Annotated in this window: 23 protein-coding genes and 4 tRNA genes; 10 read left to right on the forward strand and 17 right to left on the reverse strand. The window is 41.7% G+C overall.

Annotated elements, in window-relative coordinates; genetic code table 11:
* Positions 1 to 16: 16 nt before the first annotated feature.
* A complete protein-coding gene (gene rnr, locus CYK47_RS06245) occupies positions 17 to 2,467 on the reverse strand; it encodes a ribonuclease R (protein WP_122899946.1) in 2,451 nt (816 codons plus the stop codon).
* Between the two features lie 243 nt (positions 2,468 to 2,710).
* On the opposite strand from rnr, the gene CYK47_RS06250 reads away from it, so the two are divergent.
* From CYK47_RS06250 to CYK47_RS06280, 7 genes are all read left to right on the forward strand, one after another.
* Positions 2,711 to 2,800 (forward strand) — tRNA-Ser (locus tag CYK47_RS06250).
* A gap of 14 nt (positions 2,801 to 2,814) precedes the next feature.
* Positions 2,815 to 2,891: transfer RNA gene (locus CYK47_RS06255), tRNA-Arg, on the forward strand.
* A gap of 47 nt (positions 2,892 to 2,938) precedes the next feature.
* Positions 2,939 to 3,015 (forward strand) — tRNA-Arg (locus tag CYK47_RS06260).
* Positions 3,016 to 3,263: 248 nt separating this feature from the next.
* Positions 3,264 to 3,476: a hypothetical protein gene (locus CYK47_RS06265; RefSeq protein WP_122899948.1), complete on the forward strand. Its 213-nt coding sequence runs from the start codon at positions 3,264 to 3,266 to the stop codon at positions 3,474 to 3,476.
* A 113-nt stretch (positions 3,477 to 3,589) separates the two neighbouring features.
* A tRNA-Arg gene (locus CYK47_RS06270) sits at positions 3,590 to 3,666 on the forward strand.
* Between the two features lie 137 nt (positions 3,667 to 3,803).
* A complete protein-coding gene (locus CYK47_RS06275) occupies positions 3,804 to 4,304 on the forward strand; it encodes a YcxB family protein (RefSeq protein WP_122899950.1) in 501 nt (166 codons plus the stop codon).
* Between the two features lie 12 nt (positions 4,305 to 4,316).
* Entirely contained in the window at positions 4,317 to 4,955 is a 639-nt protein-coding gene (locus CYK47_RS06280; protein ID WP_122899951.1) for a fumarylacetoacetate hydrolase family protein, read from the forward strand.
* Positions 4,956 to 5,001: 46 nt separating this feature from the next.
* Here the strand turns inward: CYK47_RS06280 and msrA are convergent, their stop codons facing one another.
* From msrA to thyA, 5 genes are all read right to left on the reverse strand, one after another.
* Positions 5,002 to 5,523 (reverse strand): peptide-methionine (S)-S-oxide reductase MsrA, encoded by a 522-nt coding sequence (gene msrA, locus CYK47_RS06285; protein WP_122899953.1) that lies wholly within the window; start codon positions 5,521 to 5,523, stop codon positions 5,002 to 5,004.
* A 126-nt stretch (positions 5,524 to 5,649) separates the two neighbouring features.
* The gene (locus CYK47_RS06290) at positions 5,650 to 6,117 is read right to left on the reverse strand and encodes an META domain-containing protein (protein ID WP_122899956.1); all 468 of its coding nucleotides are present in this window, start codon (positions 6,115 to 6,117) and stop codon (positions 5,650 to 5,652) included.
* A gap of 77 nt (positions 6,118 to 6,194) precedes the next feature.
* Complete coding sequence (locus CYK47_RS06295) at positions 6,195 to 7,220, reverse strand: Lnb N-terminal periplasmic domain-containing protein (protein ID WP_122899958.1); 1,026 nt, start codon at positions 7,218 to 7,220, stop codon at positions 6,195 to 6,197.
* Between the two features lie 26 nt (positions 7,221 to 7,246).
* Positions 7,247 to 7,759 (reverse strand): dihydrofolate reductase, encoded by a 513-nt coding sequence (locus CYK47_RS06300; protein ID WP_122899960.1) that lies wholly within the window; start codon positions 7,757 to 7,759, stop codon positions 7,247 to 7,249.
* An 81-nt stretch (positions 7,760 to 7,840) separates the two neighbouring features.
* Positions 7,841 to 8,683: a thymidylate synthase gene (gene thyA / locus CYK47_RS06305; protein WP_122899962.1), complete on the reverse strand. Its 843-nt coding sequence runs from the start codon at positions 8,681 to 8,683 to the stop codon at positions 7,841 to 7,843.
* Positions 8,684 to 9,122: 439 nt separating this feature from the next.
* Here thyA and CYK47_RS06310 point away from each other — a divergent pair, with 439 nt between their 5' ends.
* The gene (locus CYK47_RS06310; RefSeq protein WP_122899964.1) at positions 9,123 to 9,626 is read left to right on the forward strand and encodes a CHAP domain-containing protein; all 504 of its coding nucleotides are present in this window, start codon (positions 9,123 to 9,125) and stop codon (positions 9,624 to 9,626) included.
* Here the strand turns inward: CYK47_RS06310 and CYK47_RS06315 are convergent.
* The 3 genes from CYK47_RS06315 to lgt all read right to left on the reverse strand — a co-directional run bounded on the left by CYK47_RS06315 (position 9,623) and on the right by lgt (position 11,253).
* The gene (locus CYK47_RS06315; RefSeq protein WP_122899966.1) at positions 9,623 to 9,994 is read right to left on the reverse strand and encodes a hypothetical protein; all 372 of its coding nucleotides are present in this window, start codon (positions 9,992 to 9,994) and stop codon (positions 9,623 to 9,625) included. The genes CYK47_RS06310 and CYK47_RS06315 overlap by 4 nt on opposite strands.
* A complete protein-coding gene (locus tag CYK47_RS06320; RefSeq protein ID WP_122899968.1) occupies positions 9,994 to 10,359 on the reverse strand; it encodes a hypothetical protein in 366 nt (121 codons plus the stop codon). The genes CYK47_RS06315 and CYK47_RS06320 overlap by 1 nt, the downstream gene beginning before the upstream one ends.
* A gap of 81 nt (positions 10,360 to 10,440) precedes the next feature.
* Positions 10,441 to 11,253, reverse strand: a complete 813-nt coding sequence (gene lgt, locus CYK47_RS06325) for a prolipoprotein diacylglyceryl transferase (RefSeq protein WP_122899970.1) — start codon at positions 11,251 to 11,253, stop codon at positions 10,441 to 10,443.
* Positions 11,254 to 11,343: 90 nt separating this feature from the next.
* Here lgt and CYK47_RS06330 point away from each other — a divergent pair, with 90 nt between their 5' ends.
* Positions 11,344 to 12,114 (forward strand): NRDE family protein, encoded by a 771-nt coding sequence (locus CYK47_RS06330; RefSeq protein ID WP_122899971.1) that lies wholly within the window; start codon positions 11,344 to 11,346, stop codon positions 12,112 to 12,114.
* A gap of 38 nt (positions 12,115 to 12,152) precedes the next feature.
* Here CYK47_RS06330 and CYK47_RS06335 read toward each other — a convergent pair whose 3' ends face one another.
* From CYK47_RS06335 to CYK47_RS06350, 4 genes are all read right to left on the reverse strand, one after another.
* Complete coding sequence (locus CYK47_RS06335; protein ID WP_122899973.1) at positions 12,153 to 14,354, reverse strand: PhoX family protein; 2,202 nt, start codon at positions 14,352 to 14,354, stop codon at positions 12,153 to 12,155.
* A 154-nt stretch (positions 14,355 to 14,508) separates the two neighbouring features.
* Positions 14,509 to 15,261 (reverse strand): twin-arginine translocase subunit TatC, encoded by a 753-nt coding sequence (gene tatC, locus CYK47_RS06340; protein WP_122899975.1) that lies wholly within the window; start codon positions 15,259 to 15,261, stop codon positions 14,509 to 14,511.
* The gene (gene tatB / locus CYK47_RS06345; RefSeq protein ID WP_122899977.1) at positions 15,258 to 15,656 is read right to left on the reverse strand and encodes a Sec-independent protein translocase protein TatB; all 399 of its coding nucleotides are present in this window, start codon (positions 15,654 to 15,656) and stop codon (positions 15,258 to 15,260) included. Before tatB ends, tatC begins: the two co-directional genes overlap by 4 nt.
* A 15-nt stretch (positions 15,657 to 15,671) precedes the next feature.
* A complete protein-coding gene (locus tag CYK47_RS06350) occupies positions 15,672 to 15,890 on the reverse strand; it encodes a Sec-independent protein translocase subunit TatA (protein WP_122899979.1) in 219 nt (72 codons plus the stop codon).
* A 149-nt stretch (positions 15,891 to 16,039) separates the two neighbouring features.
* On the opposite strand from CYK47_RS06350, the gene CYK47_RS06355 reads away from it, so the two are divergent.
* Positions 16,040 to 16,921: an AEC family transporter gene (locus CYK47_RS06355; protein ID WP_122899981.1), complete on the forward strand. Its 882-nt coding sequence runs from the start codon at positions 16,040 to 16,042 to the stop codon at positions 16,919 to 16,921.
* 29 nt (positions 16,922 to 16,950) lie between these two features.
* Here CYK47_RS06355 and rdgB read toward each other — a convergent pair whose 3' ends face one another.
* From rdgB to metX, 4 genes are all read right to left on the reverse strand, one after another.
* Positions 16,951 to 17,577: an RdgB/HAM1 family non-canonical purine NTP pyrophosphatase gene (gene rdgB / locus CYK47_RS06360; RefSeq protein WP_122900009.1), complete on the reverse strand. Its 627-nt coding sequence runs from the start codon at positions 17,575 to 17,577 to the stop codon at positions 16,951 to 16,953.
* Positions 17,578 to 17,660: 83 nt separating this feature from the next.
* A complete protein-coding gene (locus CYK47_RS06365; RefSeq protein ID WP_122899983.1) occupies positions 17,661 to 18,248 on the reverse strand; it encodes a tetratricopeptide repeat protein in 588 nt (195 codons plus the stop codon).
* On the reverse strand, positions 18,245 to 18,838 hold the full coding sequence (gene metW, locus CYK47_RS06370) for a methionine biosynthesis protein MetW (protein ID WP_122899985.1): 594 nt from the start codon (positions 18,836 to 18,838) through the stop codon (positions 18,245 to 18,247). The genes CYK47_RS06365 and metW overlap by 4 nt, the downstream gene beginning before the upstream one ends.
* Positions 18,838 to 19,995, reverse strand: coding sequence for a homoserine O-succinyltransferase MetX (gene metX, locus CYK47_RS06375; RefSeq protein ID WP_122899987.1), 1,158 nt, complete (start codon positions 19,993 to 19,995; stop codon positions 18,838 to 18,840). Before metX ends, metW begins: the two co-directional genes overlap by 1 nt.
* Between the last annotated feature and the right edge of the window lie 29 nt (positions 19,996 to 20,024).

Here is a 20,024-nt window from a genome sequence, read left to right on the forward strand (position 1 = left end):
TGGCGCTCTTTTTTATTTAGTCACTATGCGGTTTGGCATTGGCTTTTTTCTTTTTCGCCTTGGCCTTTTTCTTTAGCTTATCTTTAGCCTTTGCTTCAGATTTTCCTGCATGTTTTTTAGCAGACTTTTTACTGTAGGCACTGGGCTTAGATTTTGACTTTTTCTTTTTAATGGGCTGTTCACCATCTTCGCCTGTATCGCCTTTGCTCGGACGTTCATTAAACGTCTGCTCGGTCACTTGTGGGCGGGCACGGGGCGCTGAACGCGGTGCAGCAGCGCGTGGCGCACGGCTACGTACAGGACGACCCGCATGGCTCAGTTGTTGTAACAGCTCAAAGTCAATTTTACGTTCTTCTAAGTTGACCGCAGCCACTTTGATCTTCACTTCATCACCTAAGCTAAAGCTTTGACCGTGGTTTTGACCCACTAAGGTTTGGCTGGCTTGATCATAAACAAAGTAATCATCACCTAATTGACTCACATGAATCATGCCATCTACGTAAAGATCTTTTAAGGTCACGAATAAACCAAATTCAGCGACAGCAGAAATACTACCGACAAAATCTTCACCAATATGCTGCTGCATATAGTGACATTTCAGCCATGTAGTCACCGAGCGTGAGGCTTCATCAGCACGACGTTCTGTGGCTGAGAAATGCGTACCCGCTTCTTCTAAAGCACCGCCTGATAATGGTGATGGTTGCTGTTTAAGATGCGCTTTAATGGCACGGTGTAACAATAAGTCAGGATAGCGACGAATTGGCGAAGTAAAGTGCGTATAGGCATCATAAGCTAAGCCATAGTGACCGGCATTATTTGGCCCATAGTAAGCTTGCATCATAGAGCGTAATAACACCGCATGAATACTTGGCGCATCAATACGGTCTTTGGTTGCGTCAATGACGGCTTGATAATCGGCTTGGGTTGGCTGTTCGGGGAACGGTAAACCCAATAATTTGACAAAGTCGCGGACTTTTTGAATGCGTGAGAATTCAGGTGGCTCATGAATACGATATAGCATTGGCACTTCGTTTTTCAGCGCATATTCTGCCGCTGCTACGTTAGCCAATAACATACATTCTTCAATCAGTTTGTGCGCGTCATTACGCGTACGTGGCAGGATGTCTTTAATTCCACCGAGCTCATCAAAGGTCATGTAGGTTTCAACAGTTTCAAATTCCATGGCATGACGTTCAGCACGTAAGCCTTTGAGGACTTGATAGAGTTGGAAGAGGGTATTGAGTGACTTACGTACACTACGGTCTTCAGTAATGGCTTTGCTGTCGCCATCAAAGTACTGTGCCACTTGATCGTAAGTTAAACGTGCTTTGGAATGCATCACGGATGGATAGAATTCATAACCTGTAACTCGACCTGCGCGTGACAGTTTTAAATCACACACCATACACAAACGATCTACGTTTGGATTGAGCGAGCATAAACCGTTAGACAGTGCTTCTGGCAGCATAGGCAAGACAAAGTGCGGGAAATACACTGAAGTACCACGCTCAACTGCTTCGTTGTCTAATGGTTTGCCTGGGCGTACATAATGACTCACGTCGGCAATCGCAACTACAACACGGTAACCGCCACCTGGACGTTTTTCAGCATACACAGCATCGTCAAAGTCACGCGCATCTTCGCCATCAATGGTCACTAAGGCTAAATCACGTAAATCGATACGACCTTCACGGTCTTTGGCAGATGGCTCTTTAAAGCTTTCCGCATCTTTAACTACCTCTTCAGGGAATTCGTAAGGTAAGCCAAACTCTAAAATGGTTTGTGGAATAATAATTTCGGTGTCGGCTTTATCTGCCATCGATTGCACAATATGGCCAGTGGCAAACTCTTCCTTCGTTGGATAAGTATCAATCGCCACACGAATTGACTCGCCTAAATTGACTTTGGCGTGTTCAATCAGTTCTTTTTCTAAGGTAATCGGTTGGTGGCTATTGGGTGCACTTGGCTGCACAAAGTATTCGCCATCGTACATGGAAACTTTACCAATCACCTGTTTAACGCGGTGTTGTAAAACTTCGGTCACAAAGCCCCACGCTTTACCTTTACGGTCAACTGACGTTTGACGTACTTTAACGCGGTCACCACTAAATACTTGGCGTAATTCGCGTTCAGGTAACAATAAATCATCATGACCGCTGATGTTCGCAGTACCTAAGCCTTTACTATTGATATAGACAGTCGCTTCGTGAGTCGGTTGTTCAGCAGCAATCTGGAACTTAAATCCATCCTTCATTAGCTGACCATCGCGTACCATTGCAATTAAACGGTGTTGCAGAGCATCAATACTTTTTTGATCGGCAATTTCAAAGTGTTCCACAAGATCAGCATGTGATTGTGGGTTTTTTAATTGAGTAATCGTCTCTAGGATTAGAGTACGACTCGGAATGGGATTATCGTAACGTTCGGCTTCTGCCTTTGCTTCTGGATCGACCCAAGTTTTCATCATATCTTCAGTTTCTTATCAGTAGATAGCTTTAGCATAAGACATCACAGCCGAGACTGCACGTAATTGCCTGCAATAATGTGTTTTCGCTTTGTTTTTTTGTATAAACGAACGATTTATAAGCGCTAAAAGCATGAATTTGCTAAAAACGGTTAAAAAGTGTCTTGTTAAGTGATTTTTTTAAGTTTTTTTCATAACAGGGCTTGCATGAAATGCCTTTCCTCTATAATATTGCCACCACGTTACGGTGAGATGGGTGAGTGGCTGAAACCACATCCCTGCTAAGGATGCATACGGGCAACTGTATCGAGGGTTCGAATCCCTCTCTCACCGCCAACTTTACTTATGTCGCGCTCATAGCTCAGCTGGATAGAGCACTTGGCTACGAACTAAGGGGTCGGGAGTTCGAATCTCTCTGAGCGCACCAATAAGTAAAGATGTTAAACGTATGTCTATTAAGACAACACAAGTTACGCGCTCATAGCTCAGCTGGATAGAGCACTTGGCTACGAACTAAGGGGTCGGGAGTTCGAATCTCTCTGAGCGCACCAACTTGAACAATGAACCGCTTTAGCAGCGGTTTTTTTGTGCCTAAAATTTGCCTTTTGATGCATTATTTCCTTATTTCCTTATTTCCTTATTTCCTTATTTCCTTATTTCCTTATTTCCTTATTTCCTTATTTCCTTATTTCCTTATTTCCTTATTTCCTGATCTAAAGTCTGGTAGATATTACTATTGTCGTATAGCTGTGCCTGTTTAAACTATTTATTTTAAATCAAAAATAAATGGGGGCAAGGAATGTTTCCAAAGCAAACACAAGGTAAAATGCTATATAGCGATGGCTATAAGCTCTATCAGCATCTCGATTTAGTGATTTATCTATCTGACAAAGCCTGTTTTGCCTGTCAGGAAAATTTAGATGGGGTGGTGGATGATTTTAGTGAGCTATATAGTGGGCAAAAGGTGAGTTTTTGTGGTGACTGCAAACAAAAATTACAGCAAGTTGCTTAATATTTAGCTAAAAAGCACTAATTTGGCTGTTATCTGTGCACTTGATTGGGTTTTTGTGAAAAAGGGCTTCACAAGCTTTATTATTCCTCTATAATACACCTCATCAAGACGTCGCGCTCATAGCTCAGCTGGATAGAGCACTTGGCTACGAACTAAGGGGTCGGGAGTTCGAATCTCTCTGAGCGCACCAATCTTGATAAGAATTCTGAAAAAACCGCACATTGATGCGGTTTTTTTACGGCTGTGCTTTGTGTTTTGACCAAGCATCAACAAATTTAAGATTATGGTGTAAGATTTGCCCATACTTTATTTGCTATTGATATCCCTATGTCAGACACTTCACCTAGTCTCTCGCTACGTTATTATTTAACTTTAGAAGAATCACAAGATGGTTTTGCTTTAGCCACCTTTGGTAAAAAGCAAATCACCCGTTTTATTACCCCTTTAGTGAGTATCGCAATTTTAATTTGGGGCTTTTATTTAGGGGTAGATGGTGTTGGACGTTATTACGTAGCATTGGGTGCATTTTTTTTAGTTTTGCAAATGTTAATGCGCTATTGGTTTTTACCGATGATGTTTAAACGTCAGTTTGTCAAATATCAATTTGGTAAAAGCGAACAAGGGCTAGATTTATATCAAGACTATGCGCAAATTTTTGCCAATGGCGGCAGTAAAACCATTCATTATAATGAAGTAGTCAATTTTGCTGAAGCTAAGTTAACGTATATGTTGGAATTAAAAAGCCGTATGGTGCTGATTGTGCCGAAACGCGCTTTTCGTGATAGCAGTGAAGAGGCAATCTTTAGCAACACCTTTAATAAAAAATAACGAGGGATCATCATGTCATTGCAACCGTCAAAGATTGTCTGCGTAGGACGCAGCTATGCTGCACATGCCAAAGAATTAGGCAATGCGGTACCTGAGCAACCTGTTTTGTTTTTAAAGCCACCCAGCAGCTTAAAAAGCTTTGCGGAGGGCATTAGTTGGAATCAGGCTTTGGGCAGTTGTCATTATGAATGTGAGCTGTCATTACGCATTGATCAAACGCTGTCACAAGTGACTGACACAGCTGAAGCCTTAGCCGCCATTGGTGCAGTCACCTTGGGTTTAGATTTAACCTTACGTGACTTACAAGACAAACTCAAAACCAAAGGACACCCTTGGGAACGTGCCAAAGCCTTTGATGGTGCGTGTATGCTTGGGGATTGGGTTGATATCGCTGAGATTGAGGCATGGGATCAAGTCCGTTATCGCTTAGAAATTAACGATGAAGTACGCCAACAGGGTGATACAGCCTTATTAATTTTTAGTATTGCTGAACTGCTGAAAGACATTAGCCAAGTATTTAGCTTAAATCCGGATGATGTAGTCATGACTGGTACACCGGCAGGTGTGGCAGCATTAGTCGCCAATGATCAGCTTAAAATGACTTTAAAAGGCAAAAGCCAAGATTTTACTTGGACGACTTTTGTTAAATAATCAAATCAGCATAAAAAAAGGACTGCTCGGCAGTCCTTTTTTTGTATTAGTCACGCAACAAATGTGCAAACTTATTATGTAGCTTTAACAGTTTTGGCGGAATTGCAAAGTTGCAATAGCCTTGGGTGGGGTTCTTTTCAAAATAGTTTTGGTGATAATCTTCAGCAGGGTAGAAGGTCGGTACAGGGCTGAGTTCTGTCACAATATCTAGACCTTCTGCTTTTAAGCTGGCGATCATATGTTCAGAGGCTTGCTTTTGCTCATCGCTGTAGTAGTAAATCACTGAGCGATACTGCGTACCTACATCTTCACCTTGACGGTTTAATGTTGTTGGATCATGTGTGGCAAAGAACACATCAAGCAACTGTGCATAGGTGATTTCAGTTTCGTCAAAATCAACTAATAATACTTCTGCGTGGTTGGTTTTACCTGTGCAGACTTGTTCATAGCTTGGATTTTCTGTGTTACCACCTGCATAGCCACTGGTGACTTTTTTAACACCTTGTAAGCGTAAAAACACTGCTTCTACACACCAGAAACAGCCACCGCCAAATAAAGCTTGTTGCATGTTGTATTACCCAAATTTTGTTGATTTATAACCTTTAATATAAGGCTAATTTATATAACTACAATCTTATCTTGTAATCAAATGCACAAAAAGCCTGCAATAGCAGGCTTTTTCGAGCACTTTTCTTTAGCGTGGTTGCACAGCGCTGTTAAATTGCAGCAAGGCATTACCATTTTTGTCTAATAATTTGAGTGTTTTGTTATACACCTGATAATGCGTAACTTTATTTAAGGCTTCGAGGTATTTTTCAGGTACATAGGTCTTATCTTGGCAGGCCATACGTGTACCCGCCATTTGTGAAAAGTTTAGGGTATCGCGTCCTGCAGTATAGCTGCCCATTAAGCGGTTACAACCATCTGCACCCGAAACACGGCCATCGTTCCCAAACTGTAAGCTTGGAATGTTGAGCGTGCTTGGTTTAGTTGTGACTTGCATGGCGCCAATATGGGTAAGAATCCAAGTACCGTGTTGTAGTTGTAATAAATTACTTTGGGTAATAGTTTCAGAAGGCCCAGTTTGAACAGGGGTGCTTGAACATGCTGTCATGGCTAAACTGGCACCCACTAGACTAAGAGCAAATAATTTTTTTAACATTGATGATCCTGTTATTGTGATTGACTATGAATTATCTTAGGTAAATTTAGGCAAAATGTAAGCTTAATTTACAAAAATTAAGGTTTAACTACACCTTGGCGCAACAGCGCAGAATATTGTGCACTGCTTAAATTTTTGCCACGGCTTTTAGGATTCACATGCGCCTGTTGATACCAGCTTGCCATATCTATATGTGGATTGATCACGCCTAAGTCATGTAAATAATTAGGCAAGTAACCTGAAGCTATTAAACGATAATCGGTGGGTAAGCTTTTTTGTGACACGGCTTGCACCATATCAAACACTAAAGTGGTGCAATTACTGGTTAAGGTGTTATACCACTTCGGTTTTTGTGCCAGTTGATCGGCTTTTGCTAAATATTCTTCAAATAAGGCGCGGCGCTCTGCAACAGGCATTTTAACGGGGAAGAAATACACTTGTTCGCCACGTATATTGCTACGCGTATAAATAATATCTTTTTCGTCTGAGGCCACAAGACTCAATTCAAACTGGCGGAAAAAGCCACCAATCGCTGAAAAATCTTCGTTTTTCTCTTTGCGAATTTCAATAGAAAAGGTAATTGGCGCGCTATTGTCAAAGTCAAAGCTCACCAAGGTATGGGCAATTTGCGGGCCCATCCAATAGGAGGTAATAATATTGACGCCAGAAATTTGATTAAGGTCAAAACGCCGTGTTTCCCAACGTTCGATATAGCTGCCATCGGCTTGCCAACTAAAATTACGCACATTATGCAGGGTAACCAGATTGTCTTGTTGCTCATAACTGAGCAAACGTGCCACTTCAGGATTCCACGCGCGGTTTTGTTGCGGTTGTAAAGATAAATACCAACCGAGTGCCATTAAAAAACCAATAATATATAGCAATACATCTTTTTTACGGCTAAAAAAATGCGTGGCATATACCCCAAGCACGCTTAAAGCAAAAGCCAGCCATATGCCAATCAACACCCGTGACAGCAACACACCCAAAGGTTGTTGCACCCAAAGCGCGATACATAGCCATAACGATGACACAACCACAAAAACACTAAAGCTACTATGTAGTAACCATGTGATGAATGTTTTCGATTGGGGTTGTGTCATAGCAATTAAAGTCTTAACAGAGAAGCTTATTTTTGATAGGTGGCAAACTCAAAAGCAATGCCAGTTTTGTCATCAATATGTTGTTCTGCTGCGACTTTTTTAAACTCGTTTGGAATGTGCGGATAATGTGCATCACCTTGAACATCCAGTTCAACATGAGTCAGTTCTAAACGATCCGCAATTGGCATAGTTTGGCTAAAGATTTCACCGCCACCAATAATAAAAATGGTGTCAGGTTTTTCTGAGGCTTTGACATCGGCTACAGCCTGAGTGAGCGCATCTTCAATCGAATGCGCAACTTTAGTCCCTGCAAACTGCCAATTTTGATCACGGGTAATCACCCAATTGACACGTTTGGGTAAGGCACGACCCATCGATTCTAAGGTCTTACGACCCATCACCACCACACCACCTTGGGTAATGGCTTTAAAGTGTTGTAAGTCGGCAGAGATATGCCACGGTAGGTCATTGCCTTTGCCAATACAGCGGTTTTGATCCATGGCAACCACATGCACCACTTCTAAATTTTGAAAAGCCATAACAACTCTGAACAGAAAAAAATATAACCAAGGAGCTTAATAAAACAAATCCCTCAACAACGAGGGATTGGTAAGAGTGATTTAAACTGCAACAGGCGCTTTAATGCCTGGATGCGATTCATAACCAATAATTTCAATATCTTCAAATTTAAAATCAAATAGATCTTTAATTTCAGGATTCAGTTTAAGCTGACATAGACCCATTGGCTCACGTGTAAGCTGTAATTGTGCCTGTTCAAAATGATTCGCATATAGATGGGTATCACCACCTGTCCAAACAAAATCACCTACCTCTAAATCACAGACTTGCGCGATCATATGGGTCAGTAGCGCATAGCTGGCAATGTTAAATGGCACGCCCAAGAACACATCAGCACTGCGTTGATACAGCTGGCAAGACAATTTGCCATTGTGTACAAAGAATTGGAATAAGGTATGACAAGGTGGTAGTGCCACTTGTCCAGCTTCATTTGGATTCCAACCCGACACAATTAAACGACGTGAATTAGGATTGGTTTTGATTTCATTAATCAACCATTTGATTTGGTCAAAGCCATCTTGGTTATAGCTGTTGTCGGCATTTTTAGTCGCGCCAAAATTCCGCCACTGATGACCATACACAGGGCCTAGTTCGCCTTCAGGACGGCCAAAACGTGCAGTTTGTTCTGCGGTTGACCATTCATCCCAAATGCTGACTTTATTGTCTTTTAAATATTGAACGTTGGTATCGCCTTTTAAAAACCATAAAAGTTCAATCACAATCGAGCGAAAATGTACTTTTTTAGTGGTTAATAGCGGAAAACCCTTCGAGAGATCAAAGCGCATTTGATGACCAAATACAGAACGTGTTCCTGTGCCTGTACGGTCGCCCTTATCGCCACCATTGTCGAGGATATGTTGTAAAAGGTCTAAATATTGACGCATAGAACTCTCGGCTTGTGTTTATCCGGTACATTTTAATGCTAGCAAAAGAGCAAAAATGTACTCGAATAAGAGAAAATAGGAATGTGGCAATGATACAGATAAGCCATACTTGAGTGCAAATCAGTTGAGTAACAGATCAAGATCGATCATGCCAAGCACATCTGTAGTGATCATGCGAGATTTTAACTGATATGAGATATCAACTAAGACAAAAAAACGATGATTAAATTACCTGTTGCTACATTCTGAAAAAAATCGCCCACTCACATTTGCTTTCTAATCTGATGATTCTGCGATTTTTTAAATAAATAAGGAGACTTTTAGGTGTTTTTTTAACCTTTCCTTACATTTTTTGATATGAAAAAGCGCATAAACATAGGTAAGATGCCGTCTTCAAAATTTATTTAAGCCCTATTTAGCTTAGGAAGGTGTCTGTAGAATGGTTTATGATCAAAGCGTCAACATGAGTGAAGTGCATGCTCCTGTCCAAGCCAATATTGTAATTCGTTCACAGGCTGGTCAAACTCCCCCAAAGTCAATTGCGAAGCCTGAAAAGAATGTCTATAGCTTTAATGGTCAGCGTATTGATATCAATAAAATGACTAGCTTTTTAAAAGGGATTACCCGTCAAACCAGCACGCAAAAATGTGCGCGTAGTGTACGTTTAGCGCTACAGGCGGCAGGTGCCAAATTCCAAAGCCATCCTGTGGCAGCAGCTGATTGGGGTTCAACCTTAACTAAAATTGGCTATCGCAAAATTAATTTGTCTTTTGATCAACCGCAAAAAGGCGATATTTATATTATCGACCGCACTGCAAAAAACCGTTATGGCCATATTGCTGCGTATTCTGGTTCGGCTTGGGTATCTGACTTTAAACAACGTAGCCATGCAGTATATAAAAACCAAAATGTGAAATACGAATATTATCGTCTGGCATTTTAATGGCTACGTCGGGCGCGATGGCTATAAATTGACACCACAAATAAGCCGAGCACACTAAAGCCTACGGCTTGTAGCATCAGCGCCCAGACGTGTTGCGTTGGCAATAAAAATATTAAAATAAGCCAATACACACACGGCAAAATAAAAAATAATGCATCAAATCCTGAGTTATATTGTCCATTGGCTTGTAGTTTTAACTTAAGCTGCCTAAGTAGATGTACGAGCGCGCCTAAGCCCAAACTCATCACACTAAACGCCATACTTAACTCAGCAACTTTAGCGCAGCTGTAAATGACTAAACAAAGCAGAACACAGAGCACAAGTTTAATCTGACGATTACATTTTTCCGAATACCAAAACTCTAGCATCACAGATCCTTAAGATTAACCAAGGAGAAAGGCGAGAAAATACAGATGGCTAAAGCCATAAAACCAATCCCTTGTGCACCTAAAATTAAAATATCACCGTGCTTAAATTGCATAAAAATAAGGGCAATGAGGAGAGCAATCGGAATCCAATGCAGTAATCGCGCGAGAAAATTCTGTGTTTGAATAAAATGCATATTGCAGTAGCGACAGATTAAAAAAATTAAACCTGTACCTAAAAACATTAAAATAGCGCTTAATTCTAAGGGTGCGAGTAGATACAATCCAGCCGTACTCAAGGCCAAAACAGCCAATAAAATAAATTTACGTCCAACAGGGATCTTTGAATCAAACCAAAACTCAAGCATAAATTGCCCAATCGAATTCACGGGAGATTAATGTAGCAAATTGGCATAAAAAAGGTGAAGCCATTGCTTCACCTTTTGTATTTAGTTAATTTTCTTGGGACCCCAATCATAGATATTTTTTTGGTAGGCGTACCACAGCATCCATATGCCAATTAAAATCATTGGTAGGCTTAAGAATTGGCCTTTACTCATCCATGCGATAAACAATTGGCTGTTGTCGGGTTCGCGGAAGAATTCCATGATAAAGCGTGCTAAGCCATAACCCATTAAGAACAGCGCAGAAACAGCCATCCGTGGGCGCGGCTTGCTGCTAAACCACCACAGCAGAATAAATAAAATTAAACCTTCTGCCAGTGCTTGATAGAGCTGGGATGGATGACGTACCAACTGCAAAGGATCGGTTGGGAAAATCATCCCCAATGGAAAATCAGGATTTGTGACCGCACGACCATAGAGTTCGCCACCAATAAAGTTACCAATACGGCCAAACATTAAGCCTGTCGGTACGCAGGGTGCAATAAAGTCCAAGGTTTGAAACCATGACATCTTATATTTTTTGCACCACAGCAACATGGCCAATACCACACCCAAGAAACCGCCATGGAAGCTCATGCCGCCAGTCCAGACTTTAAATAGCCATAATGGATCTGCCAAAAACTGCTCGAAGCCGTAAAAAAATACGTAGCCGACACGCCCACCAATCACCACACCTAGCGCGCCATAAAAAATTAAGTCAGAGACCATATCCGCTGTCCAACCTTGACGCTGTTTAGCACGATAGGTCGCAAGTCCCCAAGCAAATAAAAACGCCAATAAATACATTAGTCCGTACCAATGTACCTGTAATGGCCCAATTGCAATGGCAACGGGGTCAATATTTGGATAGGTCAGCATGTAGATTCCTTGATATTGTTTTGCTTAGATTCTAGCGGAAAGTCCCGAAAAATGTTGTACATTCAATGTGTAAAGATCGGAGAGTAGTAGATGTGTATTATGGCTTTAGCTTGGCAGGTGATTGATGATCTGCCAATCTGTCTGATTTCCAATCGGGATGAGTTTTATCAAAGACCCAGTCAGACGTTGCACCAGTGGCAAGATCAACCGATTATTGCTGGACGTGATGTGGTGCAAGGCGGTACATGGATGGGAGTGACTGCTACAGGGCGTTGGGCAGTACTCACCAATTTTAGAAATGCACTGGATAAAAATACTTATCTAACCTCACGCGGGCATATAGTCAGTGATTTTTTAAACTCAGATTTAGCCCCGATCCGTTTTGCCAAACAGCTCGAAGCAAAACAGTGTGATTATGCGGGTTTTAATTTAATCTGTGGTGATCAGCAGCAAGCGGTGTATATGAGTAATCGTGGCGAAGCACCGCAAGTTTTGGCCCGTGGGGTTTATGTGGTATCCAATGGCTTAATGAGTGAGGGCTGGGAAAAAACTCGCCATTTGCGCCAGCGTTTTACCCAAGAGATTTTGCCTTTATTGCAGCAAGATACAGCACAAGTAGAAACGGCAGTTTGGGATGTTTTAGAAGATCAACGCCAAATTTTGCCTGAATTATTACCTGAAACGGGGATATCACGACAGATGGAACAATTGTTATCTTCGACGTTTATTCAAAGCCCCAACTACGGTACACGTTGTTCTAACTTTTTATGTTTAAAACAGCAGCAGTGGTTATGGTTAGAAAAAAATCAACATGCTGCGCCAATTGGTCAAATCGTAAAAATTTCCCAAAAACTACAATAAAAAAATCCCTCATATTGAGGGATTTTTATAGCTTAGATTTAGGCTGGTTGGCTTTGCTCTAAAGCTTCACCTGCAATAACTCCACCATCTTTACGGGTAATGACCACTGTGGCTGAACGTGGACGCGTACCTACACCACGACTTAAATTTAATTCAGTCGGGTGGTTGCTTGGCCATGTGCCACCTGGATGTTGCACGTTAACAAAAATTGCTTTGTAATCTGGGGTCATGGTAACACCTGTAATCTCACAGCCACTTGGACCCGTCAAGAAGCGACGCAATTTTGAGTCATCTAAACTCGCACCTGCTGGCGTGACTTGTGTGCTATCGCCAGATTTTGCTTGTGTGATTTGACCATCACCGACTTGACCTGGTAGGGCAGCTAACATCATACAGTTGGTTTCGTTGGTATATGCGCCATCATCAGTTTGAATCCATAGTACACCGCGTGGGTCAAACCACATACCATCTGGGCTTGAGAAATCATTGGCATCGGTTAAACCTGATAAGTTCACGTTGCTTAATGAATCGGCTTCTGCACCAAATAAGAAGATATCCCAAACAAAGCTGCTTGCTGTTGTGGTATCACCATCTTCACGTAAACGGATGATATGACCGTTAATATTGCCACGTAGCGAGGTTGAACCGCTGTCGTTGTCAAAGTAGTTACGTGGGTTGGCAGCATCAGTTTCATAGCTACGACCGCGGTTTGAGTTGTTGGTTAAGGTTACATAGACTTCACCATTTTTAGGATTCACGGCAACCCATTCTGGACGGTCCATTTTGGTCGCGCCCACTGCATCACCAGCAAGTCGTGCATTGACTAAAACATCGGCTTGGTCAGCAAAGCGGTATTTGTCATAATTGGCAATCAATGGATGATTAATACTCAGTTCGATCCATTGACCTGTGGCGCTTTGTGTTGCTTCATTAAAGTCAAACTTAGCGACATATAACTTACCATTATTCATATATTTGTCGCCAGCAGCATAGCCACCGTTCACATCACGCTGGTCCCATTTGCTGTCTGAAACGAATTTATAAATATATTCGCCTGTTGAGTCATCACCCATATAGAAGGCTAAATTTTGTCCTTGGATGGCACGGCTCGCACGGCAATCTTCGTGAGCAAAACGACCCAAAGCGGTACGTTTAACAGGGCGCTCATTGCTGGCAAATGGGTCAATTTCAACGATCCAACCAAAGGTGTTAGTTGAGTTGCGAAAATCTTGGCTGGCTGTCAAATCCATTTCTTTACGAGTCAACCAACGGTCATATTGGTATTCTTCATCGGCAATACGGTTTTCTACAGTGTGCCAACGATAGCCGCTGTTGGTTGGAATTTTATAACGGTTTAACGATACCAGCTCATTTTCGCTACGATCTGTATCTTCACGCGAGAAGTATTGGTTAAAGTTTTCTTCTGTAGTTAAGTAAGTGCCCCATGGGGTATAGCCATTACCACAGTTGTTGATAGTCCCCAATGAGAATGTGCCCTCAGGACTGGTTGCAGTTTTAACTAAGTCATTGCCTTTGACTGGGCCAGCAAAATCAATTGGTGTTGCGGCAGTGATGCGGCGGTTAAATGGTGAGCTTTGGTTAATACGTACCACTTGGCTATTTGGATCTTTGATTACATGCACAATTGATACGCCGTGGGCATTGATTTCACGGATGACATCATCTTCACCACGAATAGCTTGATTTACGGTATTTTGCGCAGGATGAATCAGGTTGGCATTGTTAATGTATTCATGGTTCATCACCAATAAACCTTCATTGGATTCATTGGCATCATATTGACTGTTTTTCATGCCAAAGAAGGTCATACCATCATGACAGTCGCCTGAACGCTTGGTAAATGATGCACCCGACGGCACGTTATTGTCATCCCATTCGCTTAAACTAGCAGCAATTGGGTCGCCCATGGCATATAACACGCGTGCTTCATAGCCTTCAGGTACTGTAAATGCATTTAAAGTATTTTTATCAACTGCCTTAAATTGTAAGCTTGACGGGGTTTTGCTGTCGTCAAATGTACCATCTGTGCCTGCAGGCGCTGAATTATTGTCGTCATTACAGCCTGTTAAAGTGGTGGCTAAAGTAATGGCAACCGCACCGCCTGCAGTTTTAGTAATAAGTTCGCGGCGGCTGATGCTTTTATTAAATAAATCTAGAAATTCTGCATTCCCCGAAGTATTGCTATCGTAATCATCATTAAAAGGCATTTGTTCAGACATGTTATTTTTCCTAGCGATTGGATGCGTCGGTACTTAAATCGTTGAACAACACCTTAAAGGGCAAATATGACAAATTCTTGAACAGTTTGTTGCAATCTCATGAAATAAAAAAGAGCAGTTTTAAGCTGCTCTATAATTTAATTAAGTATTTATTTTATTTACGTTTTTCTAAAATTTTCCCTGCCAACAAACCCAGTTCAAACAGCATCCACATGGGCACTGCCAACATAATCATTGAGAGGGCATCTGGGGGAGTGACAAACATGGCAATAAAGAAACAACCGACAATAATAAAGCGTCTTTTGGCCACCAATTGTTCGGTTGTGACCACGCCAATTAGGATGAGTACCAGTGTAATAATTGGAATTTCAAAGGTTAAACCAAACACTAAAAACAGCTTTAAACAGAAGCTTAAATAACTGTTAATGTCGGTCATCGGTGCAACGGTTTCAGGCGCAACACTGATAAAAAAATGTAAAATTGAGGGCAGAGCGACAAAGTATGCAAAGGCAATGCCGCTATAAAACAGCACAATACTACCCAATAATAGGGGTAAGGCAAGGCGCTTTTCTTTGGCATAGAGTGCAGGTTTGACGAAGTCCCACAGTTGATACAAGATAAATGGCATCGCCAGCATTAATGCAACAAAAAAGTTTAGTTTAAACGGAGCCATAAAGGTCGCGGTCACATCTGTCGCAATCATGGATGAACTGATCGGCAGCTGGGCACGTAGTGGCTCAGACATTAGTTGATAGCTTTCATTCGCGAAGGGCAATAAGCAAAAAAATAAAGCGATCAACAAACCCACAATTTTAAATAAATGCCGACGTAGCACAATCAAATGCTTAGTAATAGGCATTTCCCCGAGCTGTTCTGCCTGATGGATGTGCTCAGAAGAACTGTTCATAGTGCCACCTTGTATACAGGGTCATTGATTTTTTTTGTTAGCATAGGGCTGCGTAACAGCGGTTGCTGGCAAGGCACATAGGCAATCTGCTTGCGTGCTACTGGCAGTTGTTCTGGTTCAATTAAGCTGACTTTTTGTTGTTCAAGTTGTTGCATTTGGGCTTGCATTTTTGCCTCTAAGGCTTGAATTTTTTGCATTTCCTGCTGCATTTGTTCACGGAGTTCAGATAAACGTAATTCACGGTCAATGTCATTTTGTACATTGCTGATTAAGCGTTTAATTTTGGCATAGCTTTTAGCTGCAAAACGTGCCGCTTCTGGGAGTTTGTCTGGCCCAAGCACCAATAATGCAATGATGCCGAATGCCAATAGCTCCGTCATTCCAATATTGAGCATGTTACAACATCCAAATTAATGTTTATGATTGGATTGGATATTTTGACTAGTGTGTTCTAGCGTCCGTGGTTCATTGAGCTGTGCGGTGCTCGTTTCATCCTCACGAATTGATTTTTTAAAGTCTTTGACTGCGCCACCCACATCTTTACCTAAGTTTTTTAGCTTTGATGTACCAAACAATAACAGCACCACAATTGCAAAAATAAGTACATGCCAAATTGATAAGCCTGCCATAAGATTTCCCTCGAATTATTCTGTGCCTATCTCAACAGCTCTATATGACAACAGGGTGACGTTTATATTGCAGTTTAAAGAAAATCCAGCATCGCCCGCCTAAATGAGTGTGCTAGCATGAGGCACTGCTTGCTCTGAGCTGTTGTGTGATGGTGTTAATTGTTCCAATCCTTGCATTTTTAATTGGTTATTTTGCCGTAGAGCAACTCAAACCCATCCGCCCATGGTTGGCAGCAAGTTTGGCACGGCTATTTATCCCCATATTGATTATTTACAATATGGTGTTTTACCAACAAGGTGGCTTGTGGTTGGTGGGCTTAAGTTTTTTAAGCTCGGTTATCTTCTTTAGCTTTTTCTATGTGTTACGCCAAGATAAATTACAAGCACTGTGTTTAAGTTATTTAAATGGCGCATGGTTAGGCTTCCCCTTTGCTTTAGTACTTTTTGGTAAAGAAGCCACCAATACCATTGTTGCGTTGTATATCGGCGGTTCATTATTTGGAAATATGTGTGCTGTGATGGCGGTGAGTCAAACCAAGCAAAGCACAAGTTTTATGATTAAAAATGTGCTGCAATCCCCGCCTGTGGTGGCTTTAAGCCTTGCAGGAATTTTGTCTTTTTGGGATTTAAGAGCTTATCAATATACACTCGCAATTGATTTAGTCTATCAAACCAATAAGTTTTTAGTGACCTTCGTGGGCATGTGCGTGCTAGGGATGTGGTTAAGCAAAGTCAAAATTCAACTCAGCGATTTATGTTTAAGTTTACATTTGATTTTAATACGCATGTTGCTGGCGGTTGTTATCTGTGTAGTAGCCTATTTTCTATTACCAATTCCACATTTAGCTTTAACCTATGCGGTGATTTTTATGTTCTTTTGTTTGCCACCAGCCGCCAATATTGTGGCTTTAGAAACCCATTATCAAGGTACAGGGCATTCAGCGAAATACATTGCTTCAGGCACGATTGCCAGTGCATTAATCATTAGCGTGTATGGATTGTTGCTACATGGCTTCGGGTTGTTAAATTAAAGCTGCGCCTATAGACGCAGCTTAAAGCATTACTGGCTTAAGGATGCACGTAACAGTTGCATGGCTTGACCACGATGGCTTATTTTATTCTTCTCTTCTTTTGAAAGTTCTGCGCTTGAAACATTGAGTTCAGGCAACCAAAACAGGGGATCATAACCAAAGCCATTTTCACCGCGTGCTTGTTCTAAAATTTCGCCGTGCCAAATCCCTTGGAAGATTTTAGGTAATGGATCATCGGCATGTTCAACCAAGGCCAATACGCATACAAACATGCCATCAATGGCTTTTCCGTCTTGGCGTAATGGTTTTAAGTCGGCTAATAATTTGGCATTGTTGGCAGCATCATCGCCGTGTGCACCAGCAAAACGCGCTGAATAAATACCCGGTGCACCGCCTAAACTGGGTACACACAAACCTGAATCATCAGCAATGGCCGGTTTACCTGAAATACGTGCGGCATGACGGGCTTTAATAATCGCATTTTCAACAAAGCTTAAACCATCTTCAATGGCATCTTCGATGTTGAGTTGACCTTGTGGGATCACATCTACAGGCAAGTTTAAATCGCTAAACATTTTTTCAAATTCAGCAATTTTACCTTTATTGTTACTGGCTAAGACCAATGTGCCTTGTGACAGCCATGCTTGATTTGACATGCTAAAACTCATGTTATGAAAATTTGCTTTAGTGTACCTGATTTTAATAAGGCAATAAAAAAGCACCCGAAGGTGCTTTTCGTTTATAAACCCTGAATCCAGCGGTCGGCACGGTCGCGTGCTTGGCGGATCTGTTCTTGAGTTAAATTAGCGGCTAAAGCGGTTTTTTTGCCTTCTGAAAGGCTAATTACTTTATTGTCGAGCATGCCATCACGGGTAGAAAGTTCATACCATTGATATGCACCAATAAAGTTACGTTTTTTCTCATCTAGCATAGCAAGGTTAAAACTGGCACGGTTATCGCCACGACTAGCAGCTTTTTCTAAATACTGACGCCCTAAAGCTTCATTTTTAGAGGTGCCTTTACCATCAATCAGCATACGACCGACATTGAGCTGTGCGGCAGTTAAACCTTGATCTGCGGCTGATTTATACCAAGCAAAGGCTTGTTTATCATCTTGTTTAACGTCTTTGCCATATTCGTATTTGGTACCCAAATAAAATTGTGCACCAGCTTGCCCCGATTTTGCCGCTTGACTTAAACTTGCTACATCCATAACGGAATAACGTGCAGCTTGGTTAGAAATAGAGTTACTTGGTGAAACATAATCTGCATTGGCTTGCAGGCTAAACAGTCCCAGAAATAAACCACTAATTAATATTTTTTTCATAGAGCGCTCACCCGATAAATTGCGACTTCACCAAACAAGTTCGGGATATGTTTACTCAGCAGACTACCTTGCTGATCCCCATTTACGGCGAGTCGATTAATGATTCGAATATTATTTTCTTCGCATAATGCTTCAAAATCACGGAAAGTACATAAATGAATGTTGGGCGTGTTGTACCACATATACGGCAGCGCGTCAGAAACTGGCATCTTACCTTTTAACGCCAAGAAAGAACGAGTCTTCCAATGCGCAAAGTTAGGAAAAGTAATAATCGCCTGTTTACCCACACGTACCATATCGCGTAATAACACGTCTGGTGCATCCACTGCTTGTAATGCTTGAGCCATCACGACGTAATCAAAAGATTGATCGGCAAAACGGCTTAAGCCAAGATTTAGATCTTGTTGGATAATATTTAACCCGCGACTAATCGCAATTGCAATCTTTTCTTGATCGATTTCCAGTCCATAAGCGCGAATATTGTGTTTTTTGCTCATGTGTTCGAGCAATTCACCTTCACCACAACCTAAGTCTAAAACGCGCGAACCCGGCTTAATCCACTTTTCGGCAAGTTGTTGATCAATACGCATTACACGCTCTCCTTGGTTGCTTGAAGATGTTCCTTGCCACCTAAGAAGGCACGTAACGATTTCACATATAAAGGAATTGGGAACAAGAATGAGTCATGCCCTTGTTCAGCATCAATATCTAAATAGCTGACAGGTTTATTGTTACTAATTAATGCATCGACGATTTCTTGCGAGCGGGCAGGGGTAAAGCGCCAATCTGTAGTGAAAGACACCAACAGGAACTGACATTTGGTTTGTGCCATGGCTTTGACTAAAGACTGCTCATATTCACGCGCAGGATCAAAGTAATCCAAAGCCTTGGTCATAATTAAATAAGTGTTGGCATCAAAGTTACGGCTAAATTGCTCACCTTGATAACGTAAATAGCTTTCGACTTGGAATTCAACGTCAAAACCATACATAAATTTGCCTGACTTTAAGTCGCGGCCAAATTTCTGCTTCATCGCTTCTTCAGAAAGATAAGTAATATGACCCACCATACGCGCCAAAATTAAGCCACGTTTTGGATAGCTATCATTTTCGAGATAACGACCATCATGAAAATCTGGATCAGACAAAATCGACTGACGCGCCACTTCGTTAAAGGCAATATTTTGCGCAGAAAGTTTAGGTGCACTGGCAATAATGACACATTTTTGCATACGCTCAGGATAATCTACTGTCCATTGCAGGGCTTGCATGCCGCCTAGTGAACCACCAATTAAGGCATACCATTTGGCAATGCCTAAACGGTCTGACAGCATGGCTTGGGTCTTCACCCAGTCACGTACAGTGACCAAAGGAAAATCTGGGCCATAAGGACGGTTGTCATTTTCAGGGTTTGGCGAAGTTGGGCCAGTCGAACCATGACAGCCGCCAATGTTGTTTAATGCCACAACAAAGAATTTATTAGTATCAATGGCTTTGTTTGGACCAATACATGCATCCCACCAGCCCGGTTTTTTGTCATCTTCATGATGATAGCCCGCAGCGTGATGATGACCAGACAAGGCATGGCAGATCAAAATTGCATTGGAGTGATCGGCATTTAAAGTACCGTAAGTTTCAACCATTAAATCAAAACGTGGTAATACGCGACCACATTCGAGCTCTAACGGCTCTTCAAAGGAAAACTTTTGTGGGGTAACAAGACCCACGGAGTCAGCTGGGAAAGACACGGGAATAATTCGCCTTAAATCTTTAGAGT

The organism is Acinetobacter sp. B51(2017), from assembly GCF_003711395.1.
Classification (GTDB): domain Bacteria; phylum Pseudomonadota; class Gammaproteobacteria; order Pseudomonadales; family Moraxellaceae; genus Acinetobacter.

Bases quoted from the DNA above. Each gene is read 5' to 3' on its own strand.
- rnr (WP_122899946.1), bottom strand. From the start codon at position 2,467: ATGATGAAAACTTGGGTCGATCCAGAAGCAAAGGCAGAAGCCGAACGT.
- CYK47_RS06265 (WP_122899948.1), top strand. From the start codon at position 3,264: ATGTTTCCAAAGCAAACACAAGGTAAAATGCTATATAGCGATGGCTAT.
- CYK47_RS06275 (WP_122899950.1), top strand. From the start codon at position 3,804: ATGTCAGACACTTCACCTAGTCTCTCGCTACGTTATTATTTAACTTTA.
- CYK47_RS06280 (WP_122899951.1), top strand. From the start codon at position 4,317: ATGTCATTGCAACCGTCAAAGATTGTCTGCGTAGGACGCAGCTATGCT.
- msrA (WP_122899953.1), bottom strand. From the start codon at position 5,523: ATGCAACAAGCTTTATTTGGCGGTGGCTGTTTCTGGTGTGTAGAAGCA.
- CYK47_RS06290 (WP_122899956.1), bottom strand. From the start codon at position 6,117: ATGTTAAAAAAATTATTTGCTCTTAGTCTAGTGGGTGCCAGTTTAGCC.
- CYK47_RS06295 (WP_122899958.1), bottom strand. From the start codon at position 7,220: ATGACACAACCCCAATCGAAAACATTCATCACATGGTTACTACATAGT.
- CYK47_RS06300 (WP_122899960.1), bottom strand. From the start codon at position 7,759: ATGGCTTTTCAAAATTTAGAAGTGGTGCATGTGGTTGCCATGGATCAA.
- thyA (WP_122899962.1), bottom strand. From the start codon at position 8,683: ATGCGTCAATATTTAGACCTTTTACAACATATCCTCGACAATGGTGGC.
- CYK47_RS06310 (WP_122899964.1), top strand. From the start codon at position 9,123: ATGGTTTATGATCAAAGCGTCAACATGAGTGAAGTGCATGCTCCTGTC.
- CYK47_RS06315 (WP_122899966.1), bottom strand. From the start codon at position 9,994: ATGCTAGAGTTTTGGTATTCGGAAAAATGTAATCGTCAGATTAAACTT.
- CYK47_RS06320 (WP_122899968.1), bottom strand. From the start codon at position 10,359: ATGCTTGAGTTTTGGTTTGATTCAAAGATCCCTGTTGGACGTAAATTT.
- lgt (WP_122899970.1), bottom strand. From the start codon at position 11,253: ATGCTGACCTATCCAAATATTGACCCCGTTGCCATTGCAATTGGGCCA.
- CYK47_RS06330 (WP_122899971.1), top strand. From the start codon at position 11,344: ATGTGTATTATGGCTTTAGCTTGGCAGGTGATTGATGATCTGCCAATC.
- CYK47_RS06335 (WP_122899973.1), bottom strand. From the start codon at position 14,354: ATGTCTGAACAAATGCCTTTTAATGATGATTACGATAGCAATACTTCG.
- tatC (WP_122899975.1), bottom strand. From the start codon at position 15,261: ATGAACAGTTCTTCTGAGCACATCCATCAGGCAGAACAGCTCGGGGAA.
- tatB (WP_122899977.1), bottom strand. From the start codon at position 15,656: ATGCTCAATATTGGAATGACGGAGCTATTGGCATTCGGCATCATTGCA.
- CYK47_RS06350 (WP_122899979.1), bottom strand. From the start codon at position 15,890: ATGGCAGGCTTATCAATTTGGCATGTACTTATTTTTGCAATTGTGGTG.
- CYK47_RS06355 (WP_122899981.1), top strand. From the start codon at position 16,040: ATGGTGTTAATTGTTCCAATCCTTGCATTTTTAATTGGTTATTTTGCC.
- rdgB (WP_122900009.1), bottom strand. From the start codon at position 17,577: ATGTCAAATCAAGCATGGCTGTCACAAGGCACATTGGTCTTAGCCAGT.
- CYK47_RS06365 (WP_122899983.1), bottom strand. From the start codon at position 18,248: ATGAAAAAAATATTAATTAGTGGTTTATTTCTGGGACTGTTTAGCCTG.
- metW (WP_122899985.1), bottom strand. From the start codon at position 18,838: ATGCGTATTGATCAACAACTTGCCGAAAAGTGGATTAAGCCGGGTTCG.